The 17,485-nt window shown below is 70.5% G+C and carries 14 protein-coding genes; 6 read left to right on the forward strand and 8 right to left on the reverse strand.

Features of this window, described 5'->3' with window-relative positions; genetic code table 11:
• Positions 1-27 precede the first annotated feature (27 nt).
• Together U874_RS0109135 and U874_RS0109140 are read right to left on the reverse strand one after the other, a co-directional pair.
• On the reverse strand, positions 28-1,566 hold the full coding sequence (locus U874_RS0109135; protein ID WP_025134239.1) for an APC family permease: 1,539 nt from the start codon (positions 1,564-1,566) through the stop codon (positions 28-30).
• A gap of 170 nt (positions 1,567-1,736) precedes the next feature.
• Positions 1,737-2,897 carry a P1 family peptidase gene (locus U874_RS0109140; protein ID WP_025134240.1) on the reverse strand — a complete coding sequence of 387 codons (1,161 nt, stop codon included), beginning with the start codon at positions 2,895-2,897 and terminating at the stop codon, positions 1,737-1,739.
• Positions 2,898-3,009: 112 nt separating this feature from the next.
• On the opposite strand from U874_RS0109140, the gene U874_RS0109145 reads away from it, so the two are divergent.
• Positions 3,010-4,527, forward strand: a complete 1,518-nt coding sequence (locus U874_RS0109145) for an APC family permease (protein WP_025134241.1) — start codon at positions 3,010-3,012, stop codon at positions 4,525-4,527.
• Between the two features lie 4 nt (positions 4,528-4,531).
• Entirely contained in the window at positions 4,532-5,167 is a 636-nt protein-coding gene (locus U874_RS0109150) for a hypothetical protein (protein WP_025134242.1), read from the forward strand.
• A gap of 83 nt (positions 5,168-5,250) precedes the next feature.
• Here the strand turns inward: U874_RS0109150 and hpaD are convergent, their stop codons facing one another.
• The 6 genes from hpaD to U874_RS0109180 form a co-directional block, all read right to left on the reverse strand.
• A complete protein-coding gene (hpaD, locus tag U874_RS0109155; RefSeq protein ID WP_025134243.1) occupies positions 5,251-6,393 on the reverse strand; it encodes a 3,4-dihydroxyphenylacetate 2,3-dioxygenase in 1,143 nt (380 codons plus the stop codon).
• 87 nt (positions 6,394-6,480) lie between these two features.
• On the reverse strand, positions 6,481-7,977 hold the full coding sequence (gene hpaE, locus U874_RS0109160; RefSeq protein ID WP_025134244.1) for a 5-carboxymethyl-2-hydroxymuconate semialdehyde dehydrogenase: 1,497 nt from the start codon (positions 7,975-7,977) through the stop codon (positions 6,481-6,483).
• Positions 7,974-8,708 (reverse strand): GntR family transcriptional regulator, encoded by a 735-nt coding sequence (locus U874_RS0109165; RefSeq protein WP_025134245.1) that lies wholly within the window; start codon positions 8,706-8,708, stop codon positions 7,974-7,976. The genes hpaE and U874_RS0109165 overlap by 4 nt, the downstream gene beginning before the upstream one ends.
• A gap of 3 nt (positions 8,709-8,711) precedes the next feature.
• The gene (locus U874_RS0109170; RefSeq protein ID WP_025134246.1) at positions 8,712-10,196 is read right to left on the reverse strand and encodes a fumarylacetoacetate hydrolase family protein; all 1,485 of its coding nucleotides are present in this window, start codon (positions 10,194-10,196) and stop codon (positions 8,712-8,714) included.
• A 146-nt stretch (positions 10,197-10,342) separates the two neighbouring features.
• A complete protein-coding gene (locus tag U874_RS0109175) occupies positions 10,343-11,167 on the reverse strand; it encodes an HpcH/HpaI aldolase/citrate lyase family protein (RefSeq protein WP_025134247.1) in 825 nt (274 codons plus the stop codon).
• Positions 11,152-11,937: a fumarylacetoacetate hydrolase family protein gene (locus U874_RS0109180; RefSeq protein ID WP_025134248.1), complete on the reverse strand. Its 786-nt coding sequence runs from the start codon at positions 11,935-11,937 to the stop codon at positions 11,152-11,154. The genes U874_RS0109175 and U874_RS0109180 overlap by 16 nt, the downstream gene beginning before the upstream one ends.
• A gap of 296 nt (positions 11,938-12,233) precedes the next feature.
• On the opposite strand from U874_RS0109180, the gene U874_RS0109185 reads away from it, so the two are divergent.
• The 4 genes from U874_RS0109185 (at position 12,234) to U874_RS0109200 (ending at position 17,479) form a co-directional block, all read left to right on the forward strand.
• The gene (locus tag U874_RS0109185; RefSeq protein ID WP_025134249.1) at positions 12,234-13,772 is read left to right on the forward strand and encodes an ABC transporter substrate-binding protein; all 1,539 of its coding nucleotides are present in this window, start codon (positions 12,234-12,236) and stop codon (positions 13,770-13,772) included.
• Positions 13,773-13,845: 73 nt separating this feature from the next.
• On the forward strand, positions 13,846-14,787 hold the full coding sequence (locus U874_RS0109190; protein ID WP_025134250.1) for an ABC transporter permease: 942 nt from the start codon (positions 13,846-13,848) through the stop codon (positions 14,785-14,787).
• The gene (locus U874_RS0109195; protein ID WP_025134251.1) at positions 14,784-16,658 is read left to right on the forward strand and encodes a dipeptide/oligopeptide/nickel ABC transporter permease/ATP-binding protein; all 1,875 of its coding nucleotides are present in this window, start codon (positions 14,784-14,786) and stop codon (positions 16,656-16,658) included. The genes U874_RS0109190 and U874_RS0109195 overlap by 4 nt, the downstream gene beginning before the upstream one ends.
• Positions 16,655-17,479 carry an ABC transporter ATP-binding protein gene (locus U874_RS0109200; RefSeq protein ID WP_025134252.1) on the forward strand — a complete coding sequence of 275 codons (825 nt, stop codon included), beginning with the start codon at positions 16,655-16,657 and terminating at the stop codon, positions 17,477-17,479. The genes U874_RS0109195 and U874_RS0109200 overlap by 4 nt, the downstream gene beginning before the upstream one ends.
• Positions 17,480-17,485 lie beyond the last annotated feature (6 nt).

Below are 17,485 nucleotides of genomic sequence, written 5' to 3' on the forward strand. Positions count from 1 at the left end.
GGAGCGGGGGTCTTCTCAGTTGGGCGCTTAGTTCTCGTCGCCGACCACGTCGACGAGCTCGGTGCCGTAGGCCCCGGGCTCGGTGCCGTGGCCGATCTGGCGGTACACCTCGGGCTTTCGCGCGCGGAGCACGAGCGCCCACACGATGCCGATGATGCCCGCGGCGAAGATCATCCCGGGGAGCACGAAGGTCGAGGCGTCGGGCTCCGCCTGGCCGAGCATGAGCTGGAAGTTCTGCAGGATCATGACGAACACCCAGAGCAGCGCGACGCCCGAGATGATGGGCGCGATGAGCGTGGTCCAGACGCTCAGCCCGCGCCGGTTGCGGCGGAAGAATCCGATCACCGCCGCGGCGATCACGGCCATGAGGAGCACGAGGCCCATGGCGCCCGTGTTCGTGAGCCAGGTGAACATCGTGAGCACGGGGTAGAGGAACGCGGAGTCGCCGAGCGCGGCCGCGCCGCCGAACGCCTCGCCCGCGAGAGCGAAGCCGATCACCACGACGAGCGCGATCACGGTCTGCGCGACGGACCCCGCCCAGGGGGCGCCGGCCCGGCTGGTGCGGGCGAACCACGCGGGCAGCACGCCCTCGCGGCCGAGCGAGAAGAAGTAGCGGGCGACCGCGTTGTGGAACGACTGCTGCGCGGCGAAGAGGCTCGTGAGGAAGAGCAGCGTCATCACGTCGGCGAAGAGCACGCCCACCTGATCCGTCATGAAGACGAACATGAGGTCGGGGCCGAACTCCTGCGAGGCGGGAACGATCTGGGCGGGGCCGATGCCCACGGAGAACGCCCAGGCGCTGAAGGCGTAGAAGACGCCGATGATGGCGACGGCGGCGTAGGTCGCCCGCGGCACGGTGCGCTTCGGATCCTTCGCCTCTTCGCCGTAGATCGCGGCGCCCTCGAAGCCCATGAACGCGGCGACGCCGAACACGAGAATGATGCCGAGCGCGGGGCCGAAGAGTGCGCCGGGGTTGAGCGTCGCGGTCGAGACGCCCTCGGGCGCCGCGCCGATCGCGACGATGTCGAAGACGATGACGACGAGGAACTCGAGGCCCACGAGCACGCCGAGCACCTTCGCCGAGAGGTCGACGCGGTTCACGCCCAGGATCCCGACGAGCGCGATGCAGAGGAGGATCCAGAGCCACCAGGGTGAGGCGAAGCCGAACTTGGCCTCGAGGAACATCGAGAGCTGGAAGCCGAAGAGGCCGTAGATGCCGATCTGCATGGCGTTGTAGGAGACGAGCGCGATGAGTGAGGCGCCGACACCGAGGGGGCGGCCGAGCCCCTGGGCGATGTAGGCGTAGAAGGCGCCCGCGTTCGTGATGTTGCGGCCCATCGCGGTGTAGCCCACGGCGAAGACCGTGAGGATGACCGCGATCAGGAGGAAGCCGAGCGGCACGCCGAGCGACTCGGTCACGGCGAAGGAGGTGGTCACGCCGCCCGCGACGACGGTGAGCGGCGCCGAGGCCGCAATGATCATGAGCGTGATCGCCGGGACGCCGAGCGTGCGCCGGCTCAGCCCCGGATCGTGCGCGGTGTGGGGTGTGGCTGCGGTGCTGGTCATGTGGGGTCCCTCCCGGTCTCGCGTCTTTGCCGACCAAGCCAGCCTCGGTGCTGGCGGCGCATGTCAGTGAGTCTAGGTTCGAGAATTCGTGATCAGAAGCCGAAAGCTGTGCCGTGCGCGCACGGGGCATGACGGCGCGCGCACGGCTTTCCAAGTGGATAGTGCCGCGGCTACCCGAACGCCGCCCGCACCTCGTCGTGGGGGAGTGCCTGGCTCGTGTGGCCCGCGCGACCCACGGTGTCCCGCGCGGCCACGAGGGCGTTGAGCACGGCCTCCTCCGTGGCCTCGACGACCGCCTCGAAAAACGGGTCGATGCTGCCCCAGGCGACGTGCTCGAGCGACTCGGTGCGCACGGCGTCGTCCGACATGGCCGAGCTCAGCCCGCCGCCGTTGGCCGTGGAGAAGGCGAGGAAGATGTCGCCCGAGAAGTGGCTGCCGGTCGTGCCCGTGCGCGCGAGGCCGAGCGGCACGCGCCGCGCGAGCGCGCGGCACTGGTCGGGGAGGAGCGGCGCGTCCGTCGCGACGATCACGATCACGCTGCCCGCGCCCGGTACGGCGCGGCGCGCGTCGCTTCCGGCGGCCTCGAGATCCGCCGCGAACCAGGGCTCGGTCTCCATGGGATTCGGCGCTGCCGAGTCGCGCCCGAGCGGGCGCCCCTGCACGAGGAGCTCCTTCCGGCTTCCGAAGTTCGCCTGGAGCAGCACGCCGACGGTCCAGGCGCGGTCGCCGGAGCGCACCACGCGGGACGAAGTCCCCGTGCCGCCCTTGAAGCCGTAGCAGTTCATCCCCGTGCCGCCGCCCGAGTTCCCCTCGGCGACGGGGCCGGACGTGGCGCGGTCGAGGGCCTCGCGCGCGTGCTCCGGGCGCACGGTGTCGGCGTTGATCGAGTTGAGATAGCCGTCCCAGGTCTCGCCCACCACGGGCAGCATCCAGGCGGCGGCGCTCGCGGGGTGATGCTCGGCCATCCAGGCATCGATGCCGAGGTGGACGGCCCCCACCGCGTGCGAGTTCGTCAGGGCGATCGGGGCCTGGAGCTGTCCGGACTCCTCGATCCAGCTCCGGCCCGTGAGCTCGCCGTTGCCGTTCAGTACCGCGATTCCCGCGGCGCAGGGCCGGCCGGCCGCATCGCGTCCGCGGGGGAGGATCGCGGTGACGCCGGTGCGGGTGACGACGGGGGCGTCGGTCACGAGCGTGACCTGCCCGACCGTGAGGCCCGGCACGTCGGTGATCGCGTTCCAGGGCCCCGGCTCGCCGCGCAGCGGGATTCCGAGGTCCCGAGCGCGCGGGCTCGCGGAGGCGGCCAGCGCGTCGCCCAGTTCAACATTGAACATTGTTTAATCCCATCGATTGTGTCTAGACTGCACATCACGGCAGTGGCATCAGGGTATTGATCGTTGTTCGAATCCTAGCCCCACTTCGCGCCCAGACAAAGGAGTCTCCATCATGACCGCCTCATCCGATTCGCCGACACCCGCCGCGACGGCGACCCCCGCCGCCGCGGCCCCGACGGGCACTGACCCGGCCCCGGCGGGCGCGCTCGCCACGGGCCGCCTCGGCACCTGGGACATCATCTTCTTCGTGGTCTCGGCAGCGGCCCCGCTCACGGTCGTCGTGAGCGGCGCGATGACCTCGTTCCGCATGGGCGGCGTGGGGGCGCCCGGCGCGATCCTCTTCTGCGCCGTCGTGCTCATCTTCTTCGCGCTCGGCTTCACCGCGATGTCGAAGAGCGTCCGCAACGCTGGCGCCTTCTACGCGTACGTCTCGCGCGGGCTCGGCAAGCCGCTCGGCATCGGCGTCTCCTCGGTGACCGTCTTTGCCTACATCTCCCTCGTGATCTCGTTCTACGGCTTCATCGGGTTCTTCGCGCAGTTCACCTTCGCCGAGCTGCTCGGGATCGACCTCCCGTGGGGCGTGTGGTCGCTCATCGCGGTCGGCATCGTCGCCTTCCTCGGGTACCGCTCGATCGACGTCGGCGCGCGCGTGCTCGCCGTGCTCCTCACCCTCGAGGTCGGGATCCTCCTCGTGCTCGCGATCGCCGCGATCGCGGACGGCGGCCCCGAGCCGTGGAGCCTCGCGGGCTTCGACCCCCAGAACGTGTTCTTCGCCCCCGCGGCGGGCGCCCTGTTCGTGATCGGCTTCGGCGCCTACCTCGGTTTCGAGAGCACCGCGATCTACGCGGAGGAGGCGAAGCGCCCCGAGCGCACGATCCCGCGCGCGACGATCATTGCGGTGATCTTCCTCGGGGTCTTCTACGCCTTCACTTTCTGGATCCTCACGGTCGCGTTCGGCGCCGACGGCGTGGTCGAGCTCGCGCGATCCGACGCGTTCGAGACCGCCGTGATCGAGGGCACCGGCCGGCTCGCGGGCGCCTGGGCAGGGTTCGTCATGAAGATCCTCATCGTGACGAGCTTCTTTGCGTGCGTGCTGTCGTTCCACAACGCGTGCACGCGCTACCTGTTCTCGCTCGGCCGCGAGGGGCTGCTGCCCGCGGCACTCGCACGCACGAGCCGCCGCAGCCAGGCCCCCGCCGTGGCGAGCCTCACGCTGTCGGCGTTCTCGGCCCTCGGGGTGCTCGTCGCGATCCTCGTCGGCGCCGACCCCTTCCTCGGCCTCGCGCTGTGGACCTACGCGACGGGCGTGCAGGGGCTCGTGTTCGCCCAGGCGCTCACCGCCGTCGCGGTGGTCTGGTACTTCGCGCGGGATCGCCGCGGGCACGGCGTCTTCCGCGTCGTGATCGCGCCGATCATCGGCGCGATCGGCCTGATCTCCGGCTACGTGCTGATCATCACGAACTTCGAGGTGGTGACCGGGCTCGAGGGGCCGATCAACCAGATCCTGCTCCTGCCGACGCCGATCCTGCTCATCGGGGGAGTGATCGTGGGGCTCGTGCTCCGTGCGCGCCGCCCGCGGCACTACGCGGGCCTCACCGAGTCGGTGCGCGTGCCCGATGCCCTAGGCTGAGCGCATGAACGCGACCGAGCGGCGCCGCGGAGAGCGGCGCGATGAGATCATCCGTGCATTCTGGCGCGTCGCTCGGACCCGGCCCCGCGGCGGCGTGAACGTGCGCGCCGTCGCGGCCGAGGCCGCCATGAGCCCGGCGAACGTGCTCCACTACTTCACGAGCCTGAACGAGCTGCAGATCACCGCGCTCGCGGGCGCGATGGAGGAGTTCGCGGAGCGCCGCCAGGGGATCCTCGACCGGCCGGCCTCCGCCGCATCGCGCATCGCCAGCATGATCGAGGCGGGCGTTCCGGACACGATCAGCGACGAGCTGCGCCAGGTCTACGAGAGCGTTCCCGTGCTCGCGGAGCACCCCGAGTTCCTCCCCGCGCACCGCGCGCTCGTAGAGCGCCAGATCATGCTGTACCGCACGCTCGTCGAGATCGGCGCGGGCACGGGCGAGTTCCGCCTCGCGAGCCCGCCGGGCATCATCGCCCGCAACCTCGTGGCGCTCGAAGACGCGTACGATCTCTACCCGCTCGTCGGCGATCGCACGCCGCGAGAGGAGTGCCGCGCCGCGGTGCGCTCGTACGCCGAGCTCGCGCTCGGCCTGGGCGACGGCGCGCTCGTCGCCGCGCTCCGAGACGACGCAGGCGCCTGAAACTCGGCCGCCCGGCGCCGGCGCACGAAACCACAGCGGGGGCGGGGCGATCATCGCCCCGCCCCCGCTGTCGCGCACGGTTCCTACAGGGTGTTGCCGAGCTTGAAGCCCTTCTCACCCTCGGCGTCGCGCGTGTACGAGAAGCCGTCGGCGCCGATCGTCACGGCCATCTCCGAGGCGTCGGTGCGGGCGACGACGGGCTGCGGGTTGCCGTCGAGGTCGAGCACGAGCGAGGCCTCCGTGTACCAGGACGGGACCACGGGGTTGCCCCACCAGTCGCGGCGCTGGTTGTCGTGCACGTCCCACGTGACGACCGGGTTGTCCGGATCGCCCGTGTAGTAGTCCTGGGTGTAGATCTCGACGCGGTGGCCGTCCGGATCCAGGATGTACAGGTAGAACGCGTTCGAGACGCCGTGGCGGCCGGGGCCGCGCTCGATGCGATCCGACATGCGCAGCGCGCCCATCTTGTCGCAGATCGCGAGGATGTTGTGCTTCTCGTGGGTCGAGAATGCGACGTGGTGCATGCGGGGGCCGTCGCCGCCCGTCGCGGCCGTGTCGTGCACGGTGGGCTTGCGGCGCAGCCACGCGGCGTAGACGGTGCCGTCCTCGTCCTGGATGTCCTCCGTCACCCGGAAGCCGAGGTCCTGGTAGTGGCGCACGGCGCGGGGCACGTCCGGGGTGACCTGGTTGAAGTGGTCGAGGCGCACGAGCGCGCCCGGCGTGTAGAGGTCGTAGCGCCACGCGAGCCGCTCGACGTGCTCGACGTCGTGGAAGAACTCGTAGGGGAAGCCCAGGGGGTCCTCGACGCGCACGGAGTCGCCGATGCCCTTCGTGAAGCCCTCGGCGCGACGCTCGACGCGGCAGCCCAGTTCCGTGTAGAACGCGACGGCCTTGTCGAGGTCCTCGGGCGTGCGCACCCGGTACGAGAACGCGGCGACCGCGGCGATCGGGCCCTTGCGGAGCACGAGGTTGTGGTGGATGAACTCCTCGAGCGAGCGGAGGTAGACGGTGTTCTCGTCCTCCTCGGTCACCGTGAGGCCGAGCACGTCGACGTAGAACGCGCGCGAGGCGGCGAGGTCGGTGACGACGAGCTCCATGTAGGCGCAGCGCAGGATGTCCGGCGCGGGCGCCGTCGGCGTCGTGATCGGGTTGTCGGTCTTGATGGGGGCTTCCTTCGTGACGTAGAAGCCGGAGGAGGTCTTTTCGCGACCTGCGAGTTCAGACATGTCGTTGTCCTTAATCTTCAATCTGTGGTGAACCCCCGCGCGACGGCTGCGCGGGGTGGTCGATCGGGCCCGTGGCGGGCCCGGGAATCACTTGCCCGCGCCGAACTTCGGCGAGTGCGCCTCGTTGAGCGTGATGTGCACGGCCTGCTGATCGGTGTAGAAATCGATCGAGCGGTAGCCGCCCTCGTGGCCGAGGCCGGAGGCCTTGACGCCGCCGAAGGGCGTGCGGAGGTCGCGGACGTTGTTCGAGTTGAGCCACACCATGCCGGCCTCGACGGACTGCGCGAAGTTGTGCGCGCGCTTCAGGTTCGAGGTCCAGATGTAGGCCGCGAGGCCGTACTTCGTGTTGTTGGCGAGCTCGAGCGCCTCCTCGTCCGTGTCGAACGGGGTGATCGCGACGACGGGTCCGAAGATCTCCTCCTGGAAGATCCGCGCGTCGGGGCGCACATCGGCGAATACCGTGGGGGCCACGAAGTTGCCGACGGGGAAGCCCTCGGGGCGCCCGCCTCCGGCGACGAGGCGGCCCTCGCTCTTGCCGATCTCGACGTAGCTCATCACCTTCGCGTAGTGCTCGGGGTGCACGAGCGCGCCCACCTCGGTCGCGGGATCGCTCGGCAGGCCGACGACGACGTTCTTCGCCCGCTCGGCGTAGCGCTCCACGAACTCGTCGTAGATGTCGCGCTGCACGAGGATGCGGCTGCCAGCGGTGCAGCGCTCGCCGTTCAGGCTGAAGACGCCGAACACGGTCGCGTCGAGCGCGGCCTCGAGGTCCGCGTCAGCGAACACGACCGCCGGGCTCTTGCCGCCGAGCTCCATCGAGAGGCCCTTCAGGAACGGCGCCGCGTTGCCGAAGATGAGCGAGCCCGTGCTCGACTCGCCCGTGAAGGAGATGAGGGGGACGTCCGGGTGCTTCACGAGCGCGTCGCCCGCGTCCTCGCCCATGCCGTTCACGAGGTTGAAGACCCCGTCGGGGACGCCGGCCTCGCGGAAGATCTCGCCCCACAGCGACGCCGAGAGCGGGGTGAACTCGGCGGGCTTCAGCACGACGGTGTTGCCGGTCGCGAGCGCGGGGCCGAGCTTCCACGACTCGAGCATGAAGGGCGTGTTCCAGGGCGTGATCAGGCCGGCCACGCCGATGGGCTTGCGGTTCACGTAGTTGACCTGGCGGCCGGGCACCTTGAAGGTGTCGTCGTGCTGCGCCACGATCAGGTCGGCGAAGAAGCGGAAGTTCTCGGCCGCGCGGCGCGCCTGGCCCTTCGCCTGGGTGATGGGGAGGCCCGAGTCGAAGCTCTCGAGCTCGGCGAGCTGCGCGTCGCGCGACTCGACGATGTCGGCGACCTTGTGCAGGATGCGCGAGCGCTCGCGGGGGAGCATCTTCGGCCAGGGGCCCTCGGTGAACGCGCGGCGCGCTGCGGCGACCGCGAGGTCGATGTCGGCCTTCTGGCCGGCGGATGCCTGGATGTACGTCTCGTTCGAGACGGGATCCAGCACGTCGAACTCTTCGCCGCCGACCGAGTCGACGAACTTGCCGTCGATGAAGTGGCGGATCTTGTCGGGGAGCCCTGCGGGCTTCTGCGGTGTCATGCTGTCGCCTCCGGTGGTGATTGCTGCGGTGTGTGGTGGTCTGCGGTCGCGCCCGCCGGTGCGGCGGTCGCGGGGGGCCGGTGCTGCTCCTCGGTGTGGGAGAGCACGGCGTCGAGGGTGGCCGTGCGGTGCTCGCGCGCCGCCAGCTCGATCTCGAGGGGGGTGGCCCCGCGCTCGATGAGCTCGAGCAGGCGCTCGTGCTCGTCGACGGACTCGCTCGCGCGGCCCGGCACGAAGCTGAAGGACGAGTTGCGGAGCACCTTCATCCGGTTCCAGCCGCGGTGCACGAGGTCAAGGATGTGCGGGTTCGGGCACGTCTCGAAGAGCACGCTGTGGAACTCGAGGTTGAGCTCCGTGAAGCGCTGCGGATCGAAGGCGCTCAGCGACTCGCGCATCGTCTCGTTGACGGCGCGGGCGCGGGCGATCTGGTCCGGCGTGATGAACGGCGCCGCGAGTCCGGTCGCGGAGCCCTCGACGAGCGCGAGCGTCTGCATCGTGTGCAGGTACTCGGTCTCCTTGACGAGGGAGACCTGGGCGCCCACGTTCCGCTCGAACGTGACGAGCTGCTCGGCCTCGAGCCGACGGATCGCTTCGCGCACGGGCACGACGGACATGTCGAGCTCGGCCGCGATCGGTGCGAGGACCAGGCGGTAGCCCGGCACGTACGTGCCGCTATCGATCCGTTCCCGGATCAGGCGGTACGCGCGCTCGGACTTCGACTCGGCCGACATGGCTTACGCCGCACCCGTCTCGGCCGCGTAGCGCGCGCGCCACTCGGCGTTCATCGGAAAGAGCCCGTCGACCGCGTGGCCCTCGGCGACGCGGTCGGCGACCCACGCGTCGGCCCGCTCCTGCGCGGCGGCCTCCGCGGCCACCTCCGCGAGCAGCGCCGGCGGGATCACGATCACGCCGTCGCGGTCGCCCATGATGATGTCGCCCGGCTGCACCGCGGCGCCGCCGCAGGCGATCGTCACGTCGGTCTCCCACGGGACGTGGCGCCGGCCGAGCACGCTCGCGTGCGCGCCCTGCGAGAAGACGGGGATGTCGAACTGCTGCACGGCCGCGAAGTCGCGCACCCCGCCGTCCGTGACGATGCCGGCCGCCCCGCGCACCTGGGCGCGGAGCGCGAGCACGTCGCCCACGGTGCCGGTGCTCGGGATCCCGCGCGCCTCGACGACGAGCACCTCGCCGGCGTTCACGGTGTCGAACGCGCGCTTCTGCGCGTTGAAGCCGCCGCCGTGCGCCGCGAAGAGGTCCGGGCGGAACGGGATGAAGCGGAGCGTCTTCGCGGTGCCGAGGATGGTGTCGCCCTCGTGGTTCGGGTGTACGCCGTCGATGAAGATGTCGACGTAGCCGCGCTTGCGGAGCGCCGCCGAGACCGTCGCGACCGCGACGCCGTCGAGGAGCGCTCGGATCTCGTCCGTGAGGGGGCCGGCGGCCGGGCCGTCGAGCGGGGTCGCGCGCCCGGCGGCGACCGCCGCGGCGTGCTCCTCGGGGCTGCCCCACGCCTCGATGCGCTGCAGGTCGTCGGCCCGCGGCGTGTTGCCGAAGTCGCCGAACGCGGTGGTGCCCTGGGTCACGGTCGTCACGAGGCGGCCGGTCGTGGGTGCGCCGGGCACGTTCGGTGCGTCGACCTCGACCTCGACCACGTCGCCGGGGAGCACGACGGAGGATCCCGCGGGGGTGCCCGTGAGGATCACATCGCCCGGCTCGAGGGTCATGTGCTGCGAGAGGTCGGCCACGAGCTGGCCGAACGGGAACGCCAGGGTGTCGCTCGTGTCGTCCTGCACGAGCGCGCCGTTCACCCAGGTGCGCACGCGCCAGGAGTCCTGGTCGATGCCCTCGGTGGGGATCGCGACGGGGCCGAGCGGCGTGAAGCCGTCACCGCCCTTGTTGCGCACGTTCGAGCCCTTGTCGGCCGCGCGGAGATCGTAGAGCCCGAAGTCGTTCGCGGCGGTGACGTGCGACACGTGGGCCCAGCCGTCCTCGGGGGAGACCCAGCGGGCCTCGGTGCCGATGACGAGGGCGATCTCGCCCTCGAAGGCGAGCAGCTCGGTGCCCGCGGGGCGCTCGATGGTGCCGCCGGTCGACGCGAGCGACGAGGCGGGCTTGAAGAAGTAGGACGGGAACGCGGGCGTGCGGCCGCGCTGGGCGATCCTCGACGGGTAGTTGAGGTGCACGGCAATGATCTTGCCGGGGGACTCGATTCCGTACGTCATGGCGACCTCGCTCATCTCGTTGTATTTCTTATCGTATACGATTTGGTGGGATTTGGGAAGAACCGTGCGGCCGGCGGCCGCGGAGCCGCTGCGTGCCGACCCCAAGTCGGTTCCGGAGCGGCTCCGGGGCGCCGCCGCAGTGTGCGCTAGTAGCTCGCGCGGGTGGGCCCAGGATCGGCGCCGCCCGTGAAACGCTCCACGAGCGCCTCGGTCTGGCGGGCGAGGATCGCCACGTCGGCCCCGACCGCGACGAAGCTCGCACCGGCCGCGATGTAGCGCTCCGCGTCCGCGGGGACGAACGCGTTCACGCCGACCGGCTTGCCCGCCGCGACGCCCGCGCGGATGGCGCGGAGCACGTTGTCGACGACGTCCGGGTGCCCCTGCTCGCCGAGCAGCCCCATCGAGGCGGCGAGGTCCGAGGGCCCGACAAAGATCGCGTCGACGCCCTCGACCGCGACGATCCGCTCGACGTCCGCGACCGCCGCGGCCGATTCGATCTGCACGGTCAGGCTGATCGTCGCGCTCGCGCGGCCGAGGTACCCCTCGACGCGGTTCCAGCGGGCGGAGCGCGCGAGCGCCGAGCCGACGCCGCGCACGCCGCCGGCCGCCGAGCCGTCGGGGTAGCGCACGGCGCGCACGATCTGTTTGGCCTGCTCCGCCGAGTCGACCATCGGGATGAGCAGGTTCTGCGCGCCGAGATCGAGGAACTGCTTGATCGTGACGGTGTCGCCCGAGGGCGGGCGCACGAGCGGGGCGACCGGGTACGCGGACATCGCGTAGAGCTGCGCGAGCACCGACTCGAGGCCGTTGGGGGAGTGCTCCGCGTCGAGGAGCACCCAGTCGCAGCCGCTCCCGGCGACGATCTCGGCCGTCACGGGGCTGCCCGCGCAGGCCCAGAGGCCGATCAGCGGGCGCTCCGCCGCGTCGAGCCGTGCGCGCAGCGTTGCGGGGAGGGCTACACGAATCGGCACGTCACGGACCCCAGCTCGTTGTAGTCGGCGTGCACGGTGTCGCCGCGCTCCACCCACATGGGCTTGGTGAAGGACCCGGCGAGGATGATCTCCCCGGCTTCGAGGCTCTGGCCGTGCTGCGCGAGCTTGTTCGCGAGCCAGGCGACGCCGAGGGCGGGGTGGCCGAGCACCGCGCCTGCGACGCCCGAGTCCTCGATCGTCTCGTTGCGGTAGAGGAGCGCGGGCACCCAGCTCAGGTCCACCTCGTCGACCTTCACGGGGCGGCCGCCCAGCACCATCGCGCCCATTGCCGCGTTGTCGCTGATCGTGTCGACGATCGTGCGACCCTCCAGCTCGAGGTGGGAGTTCAGCACCTCGAGCGCGGGTACGACGTACGCCGTCGCGTCGAGCACATCGAAGATGGTGGTGCCGGGGCCGGAGAGGGGCTTGTCGAGCACGAAGGCGAGCTCCACCTCGATGCGCACGTTCGAATAGCGGTCGAACTCGAGCACCGAGCCCGACTCGAACACCATGTCGTCGTGGATCACGCCGTAGTCGGGCTCGCTGATCCCGGTGGCCACCTGCATCACCTTCGAGGTGAGGCCGATCTTGTGCCCGACGAGCTTCGCGCCCTGCGCGATCCGGCGATCGGACCACACCTTCTGGATTGCGTAGGAGTCTTCGATCACCATGCCGGGGTAGCGGCTCGTGAGCTTCGGCAGGACGGCGCGGTCGCGGTCCGCCTGGACGAGCTCGTCGGCAATGGCGTCAATCTGTGTCTGGTCGAGCACGGGGCCTCCTTTGGTCGTGCTTCGAATCGTATACGATCCCCGCCGCGCGGGCCACCCCGGAATCCGCGCCCCGCGCACCGGGGTGGCGCGCGAATCCGGCGTCGCCGAATCGTTATTCTCGGCCCGTAGACGATAGTTTGCTTTTTTATTCAACGTTCGTAGAATGAAACCGACGGCACGCCGAAGTGACGTCCATCACAACGCGGGGGACGCGAGTTCACGGCGGAAATGCGATGGCCATGCAACGGAGCCTCACCCCATCAGCACATGTCCGAATACCGAGAGAAGTAGACACGATGAAGAGAACACTCACGGGAATCGCGGCGCTCGCCGCCGCGGCACTCGCGCTCACGGCCTGCTCAAGCGGGGGCGGCACCGCGACGGGCGATGACGGCGACGGAGCCGCAGCCCAGCCGCTCAGCATTGGCAACTTCCTGGATCTCACCTCCTGGGATCCCTCGCTCGCCGACGTCGGCTTCGACGGCCCGTACCTCTCGGCCGTCTACGACCCGCTCGTCGCGATCGACGGATCGGGGGAGCCCCAGCCTGCGCTCGCGACCGACTGGGAGATCTCCGACGACTTCACCACCATCACGATGAATCTCCGCACCGACGCGAAGTTCTCGGATGGCGAGGCGTTCACGGCAGAGGCCGCGGTGAAGAGCCTCGAGTACCTGCAGCAGGGCGCGCGCTCGCAGGAGGCGTACCAGAAGGTCGAGAGCTTCGAGGCGGTCGACGAGGACACGATCGCGATCCACCTCACGCAACGCGACGACACGATCCTCTACTTCATGGGGCTCGGCCGCAGCTACATGATGGCGCCCGACGCGATCGACGCGGGCACGCTCGCCGAGGCTCCCGTCGGCTCCGGGCCCTACACGCTCTCGGCGGACTCGGTTCCCGGCGCGGAGTACCGCTTCGACAAGGTCGCCGATCACTGGGCGGCCGACGAGTTCCCGTTCGACCCGCTGTCAGTGAGCCCGCTCTCCGATGCGACGGCCATGCTCAACGGTATGGAGAGCGGCCAGTTCAACGTGATCTACGGCGACAAGACCGCCATGGACATGGCCCCGGATCGCGGCTGGAACGTGGCGACCGGGCTCTCGATGTGGGTGGGTCTCCAGTTCAGCGACCGCGCGGGCGCGACCGAGATGGGGAAGCCCCTCGGCGAGCTCAAGGTGCGCCAGGCGCTGAACGTCGCGTTCAACGGCCCCGAAATGGTGGAGACCATCGCGCAGGGCGTCGGCGAGGCGACGAACCAGGTGTTCCCCGTTGGCACGCCGGGCTACGTGCCCGCGCTCGCCGGCAAGACGAAGCCGAGCATCGAGACCGCGAAGCAGCTCCTCGCCGAGGCCGGCTACGCCGACGGCTTCGACGTGACCATGCCCATGGCCCCGCCGTTCCAGCCGTGGCAGGCGATCGTCGAGCAGACCTTCGGTGAGCTCGGCATCGGCGTGACGTGGAAGGAGACCGACTTCATGCAGTACATGTCGGTCGCCCCGGAGTACCCGATGTTCGTCGGCGTGATCGCGATGGACTCGAACCCGATCGCCACGGTCGAGCGCCAGATCGCGAAGCCGCAGTGGTACAACCCGACCCCCGGCCTCGATGCCTTCCCCGAGGTGCAGGCGCAGGTGGACGCGGTGTTCGCCGCGGCCCCGGGCGACGAGCAGATCGCCGCGGTCGAGAAGCTCAACGAGCTCGTCACGGAGAACGCGTTCTTCTCGGTGTGGGCGCAGTCGACGAACACCTACATCTCGGCGGCCGAGTTCACGGTGACCCCCGTGACGGGGATGATGTTCCCCACCCTCCGACAGATCGCCCTCTCGAAGTAACGCGGCAGGGCGGGGCCGCAGCGCGGCCCCGCCCACCGTCCATCGACCCGTCATCCCAGTCCTCGGAGACCCGATGCTCACCTTCACGCTCAAGCGGCTGCTGTCCGGAGTGATCCTCCTCGTCGTCGTCGCGACCGGCACCTTCTTCCTCGCGCACGCCGCGATTCCCGACCCCACGCTCGGCCTGCTCGGCAGCGCGGCGACCCCGGAGGCCCAGGCCGTCCTCGCCGAGCGGATCGGCACCGACCGGCCCCTGCTCGTCCAGTTCGGCGAGTGGTTCGGCGGCCTGCTCCGCGGCGATTTCGGCGTCTCCTGGAAGAACTTCCAGTCCGTCGGCTCGCAGTTGGCGCTCAAGCTCCCCGTGACCCTCTCGGTCGTCTCGGTCGCAATCCTGCTCTCGGCGCTCCTCGGCGCGCTGCTCGGGGTGGCCGCCGGCCTCCGCCCGAACACCTGGATCGACAAGCTCGTGAAGGCCGCGGCCGTGATCCTCTTCGCGCTGCCCGGCTTCTGGGTCGCGCTCGTGCTCGTCATGACCTTCGCGGTGAACCTCCGCTGGTTCCCCGCGGTCGGCTACGTCGCGCCCACGCAGTCCCTCGGCGGCTGGGCGCAGTCGATCACGCTCCCGGCGATCGCGCTCGCGCTCGGCGCGATCGTGATGATCGCCGAGCAGCTCCGCAACGCGATCATCCAGGCCGATGCGCAGGACTACGTGCGGACGCTCCGCAGCCGCGGCCTGCCGCAGTGGCGGGTCGTGATGCACCTGCTCCGCAACGCGGCCCCGGCCTCCCTCACCGTCCTCGCGCTCATGTTCGTCGGCCTGCTCTCCGGTGCCATCATCGTCGAGCAGATCTTCGCGCTGCCCGGCATCGGGCCGCTCACGCAGGCCTCCTCGCAGAACGGCGACATCCCGATGCTGCTCGGGATCACGGTGATCACCGTCGTGTTCGTCGTCATCATCAACTTCCTGCTCGACATCCTGCTCGGCTGGATCAACCCGAAGGCGCGTGCGAAATGACCACTCCGCTCTCCGACCCCATCGACACCCGCGGGGGCGGGCGCGAGGCGCTGCTCCGGCGTCTGCTCAGGCGCCCCGCCGGGGCCGTGTCGATCGCGGTGCTCGCCGTCGTCGTGCTCGTCGGGGTGCTCGCGCCCTGGCTCGCGCCCTCCGACCCGAACCTGGTCGATCTCTCGATCACGCGCGCGCTGCCGAGCGCCGAGCACTGGCTCGGCGGCGATACGACCGGTCGCGACGTCGCGAGCCGCCTGATCTGGGGCACCCAGATCACGCTGTGGGGTGCGCTCGTCGCGATCTGCACCGCCCTCGTGATCGGCGTCCCCTCCGGCCTCGCGGCGGGCTACTACGGCGGCCGGATGGATCGCATCGGCACGTGGATCAGCGACGGACTCCAGTCGATCCCCGGCATGGTGATCCTGCTCATCGTCGGCGCGAACACGGGCAACAACTTCAATCTGCTCATGGTGACCGTCGGCGTCTTCATGGCCCCGGGCTACTTCCGGTTGACCCGCTCGACCGTCCTCGCCGTGCGCGGCGAGGCCTACGTCGACGCCGCGCGCGTGGCGGGCCTCTCCGACCTCCGGATCATGGGCCGCCACATCATCACCCAGGTCACGGCTCCGATCGTCATCCAGTCCGCGCTCACCGCCGGCATGGCGATGGGCATGCAGGCCGGCCTGCAGTTCCTGGGCATCGGCGGCGGCACGACCCCCGGCTGGGGCGCCGCGATGAACGAGGGCTTCAAGGTGATGCGCACCGATCCGCTCCTCCTCCTCTGGCCGTCCCTCGCGCTCGGCATCACGATTGCCGCGCTCGCGGTGCTCGGCTCGACACTCGCCGACGTCATCAGCGTGAAGACGCCGACGCTCTCCCGCCGGGAACGGCGAAGGATCGCGCGCGCGAACGCGGAACGGCTGCCGCACGGCGCGACGACGACCACGACGGGATCCATCTCGGTCGCCGCCGTGGATTCCGCGGTCCGGCTCGAGAATCTTCGGGTGACCTACGAGACGGCCGCCGGAGAGGTCGAGGTGGTGCACGGCATCACCCTCGACGTCGCGCCCGGCGAGGTCGTCGGCATCGTGGGGGAGTCGGGATCCGGCAAGTCGCAGACGGTGTTCTCGATGCTCGACCTGCTCCCGAAGTCCGGCTACTACACCGCCGACGCGATCTGGATCGGCGGCGAGGACGTGACGACGCTCTCGCGCCGTGACCGCGCGCAGCTGCTCGGCCACGAGATCGGGTACATCCCCCAGGAGCCGATGACGAACCTCGACCCCTCGTACACGATCGGCTTCCAGCTCACCGAGCCGCTCCGCGCCGTGCACGGGATGAGTCGGGCCGAGGCGCGGGCGCGAGCGCTCGAGGTGCTCGGCCGCGTCGGCATCGTGGACCCCGAGCGTGTGCTCAGGAGCTACCCGCACGAGCTGTCCGGCGGTATGGCGCAGCGCGTGCTCATCGCGGGCGCGATCGCCGGCCGGCCCTCGGTGCTCGTCGCCGACGAGCCGACGACGGCGCTCGACGTGACCGTCCAGGCCGAGGTGCTCGAGCTCCTCCGCGAGCTGCAGCGCGAGGGAGACATGGCGCTCGTCATCGTCACGCACAACTTCGGCGTCGTCGCGGACATCTGCGACCGCGTCGTGGTGATGCGGGGCGGGAGCATCGTCGAGATCGACGATGTGGAGCCGATCTTCGCGCACGCCGAGCACCCGTACACGCGCGAGCTCATCGCCGCGTCGCTCGACACGGCCGCGAGCCGCGCCGAGCTCGACGCCGAGTTCGAGACCGGGGCGGCCGGCGCCGGCCGCGCCCCTGCACGTCCAGCCCCCGCGACCGCAGAGGCCGCGCCGCACGAGGAGGTCTCCCGATGACCGAGTTCGCCCCGCTCCTGTCCGCGCGAGATGTGGTCGTCGAGTACGGCTCCCGGCGGCACCCCAACCGCGTGCTCCACGAGGTCTCGCTCGACGTCGGCGCGGGGGAGTGCGTCGGCCTCGTCGGCGAGTCCGGCTCGGGGAAGTCGACCCTGGGCAAGGCGATCCTCGGCCTCGTGCCGGTCGCGAGCGGGTCGATCACCTTCGCCGGGCGGGACATCACCCACCTGAGCCGAGCGGAGCGCCGCGGGCTCGCCGCCGAGATCCAGGTCGTGTTCCAGGATCCCTACGGCTCGCTCAACCCGCAGCTCACGATCGGGGAGATCCTCGCGGAGCCCCTCACTGCGGCGGGGGTGGACCGCGCCGCCGCGCGGCGCGCCGTCGCGGAGATGCTCGATCGGGTGCGCCTCCCGGCCGGGGTCATCGACCGGCTGCCGCGCGAGTTCTCGGGCGGGCAGCGGCAGCGCATCGCGATCGCGCGCGCCCTCGTGCGCGAACCCCGTCTGATCATCTGCGACGAGCCGGTGAGCGCCCTCGATCTGACCACGCAGGCCGCGGTGCTCGAGCTGCTCATCGAGCTGCAGCGCGAGACCGGCGTCGCGTACCTCTTCGTGTCGCACGACCTCGGCGTGGTGCGCCGGATCTGTCACCGCGTCGCGGTGATGACCCGCGGCGAGCTCGTCGAGATCGGCGACGGCGAGCAGGTGACGCGCGACCCCGAGCATCCCTATAGCCGGCGGCTACTCGCGGCCTCGCCCGTCGCCGATCCCGCGCGTCAGGCGGAGCGCCGGGCCGCCTGGCTGGCGCTGCGCGCCGGCTGAGGCTCG

Origin of the sequence: Leucobacter sp. PH1c (assembly GCF_000633415.1) — a bacterium.
Lineage (GTDB): Bacteria > Actinomycetota > Actinomycetes > Actinomycetales > Microbacteriaceae > Leucobacter.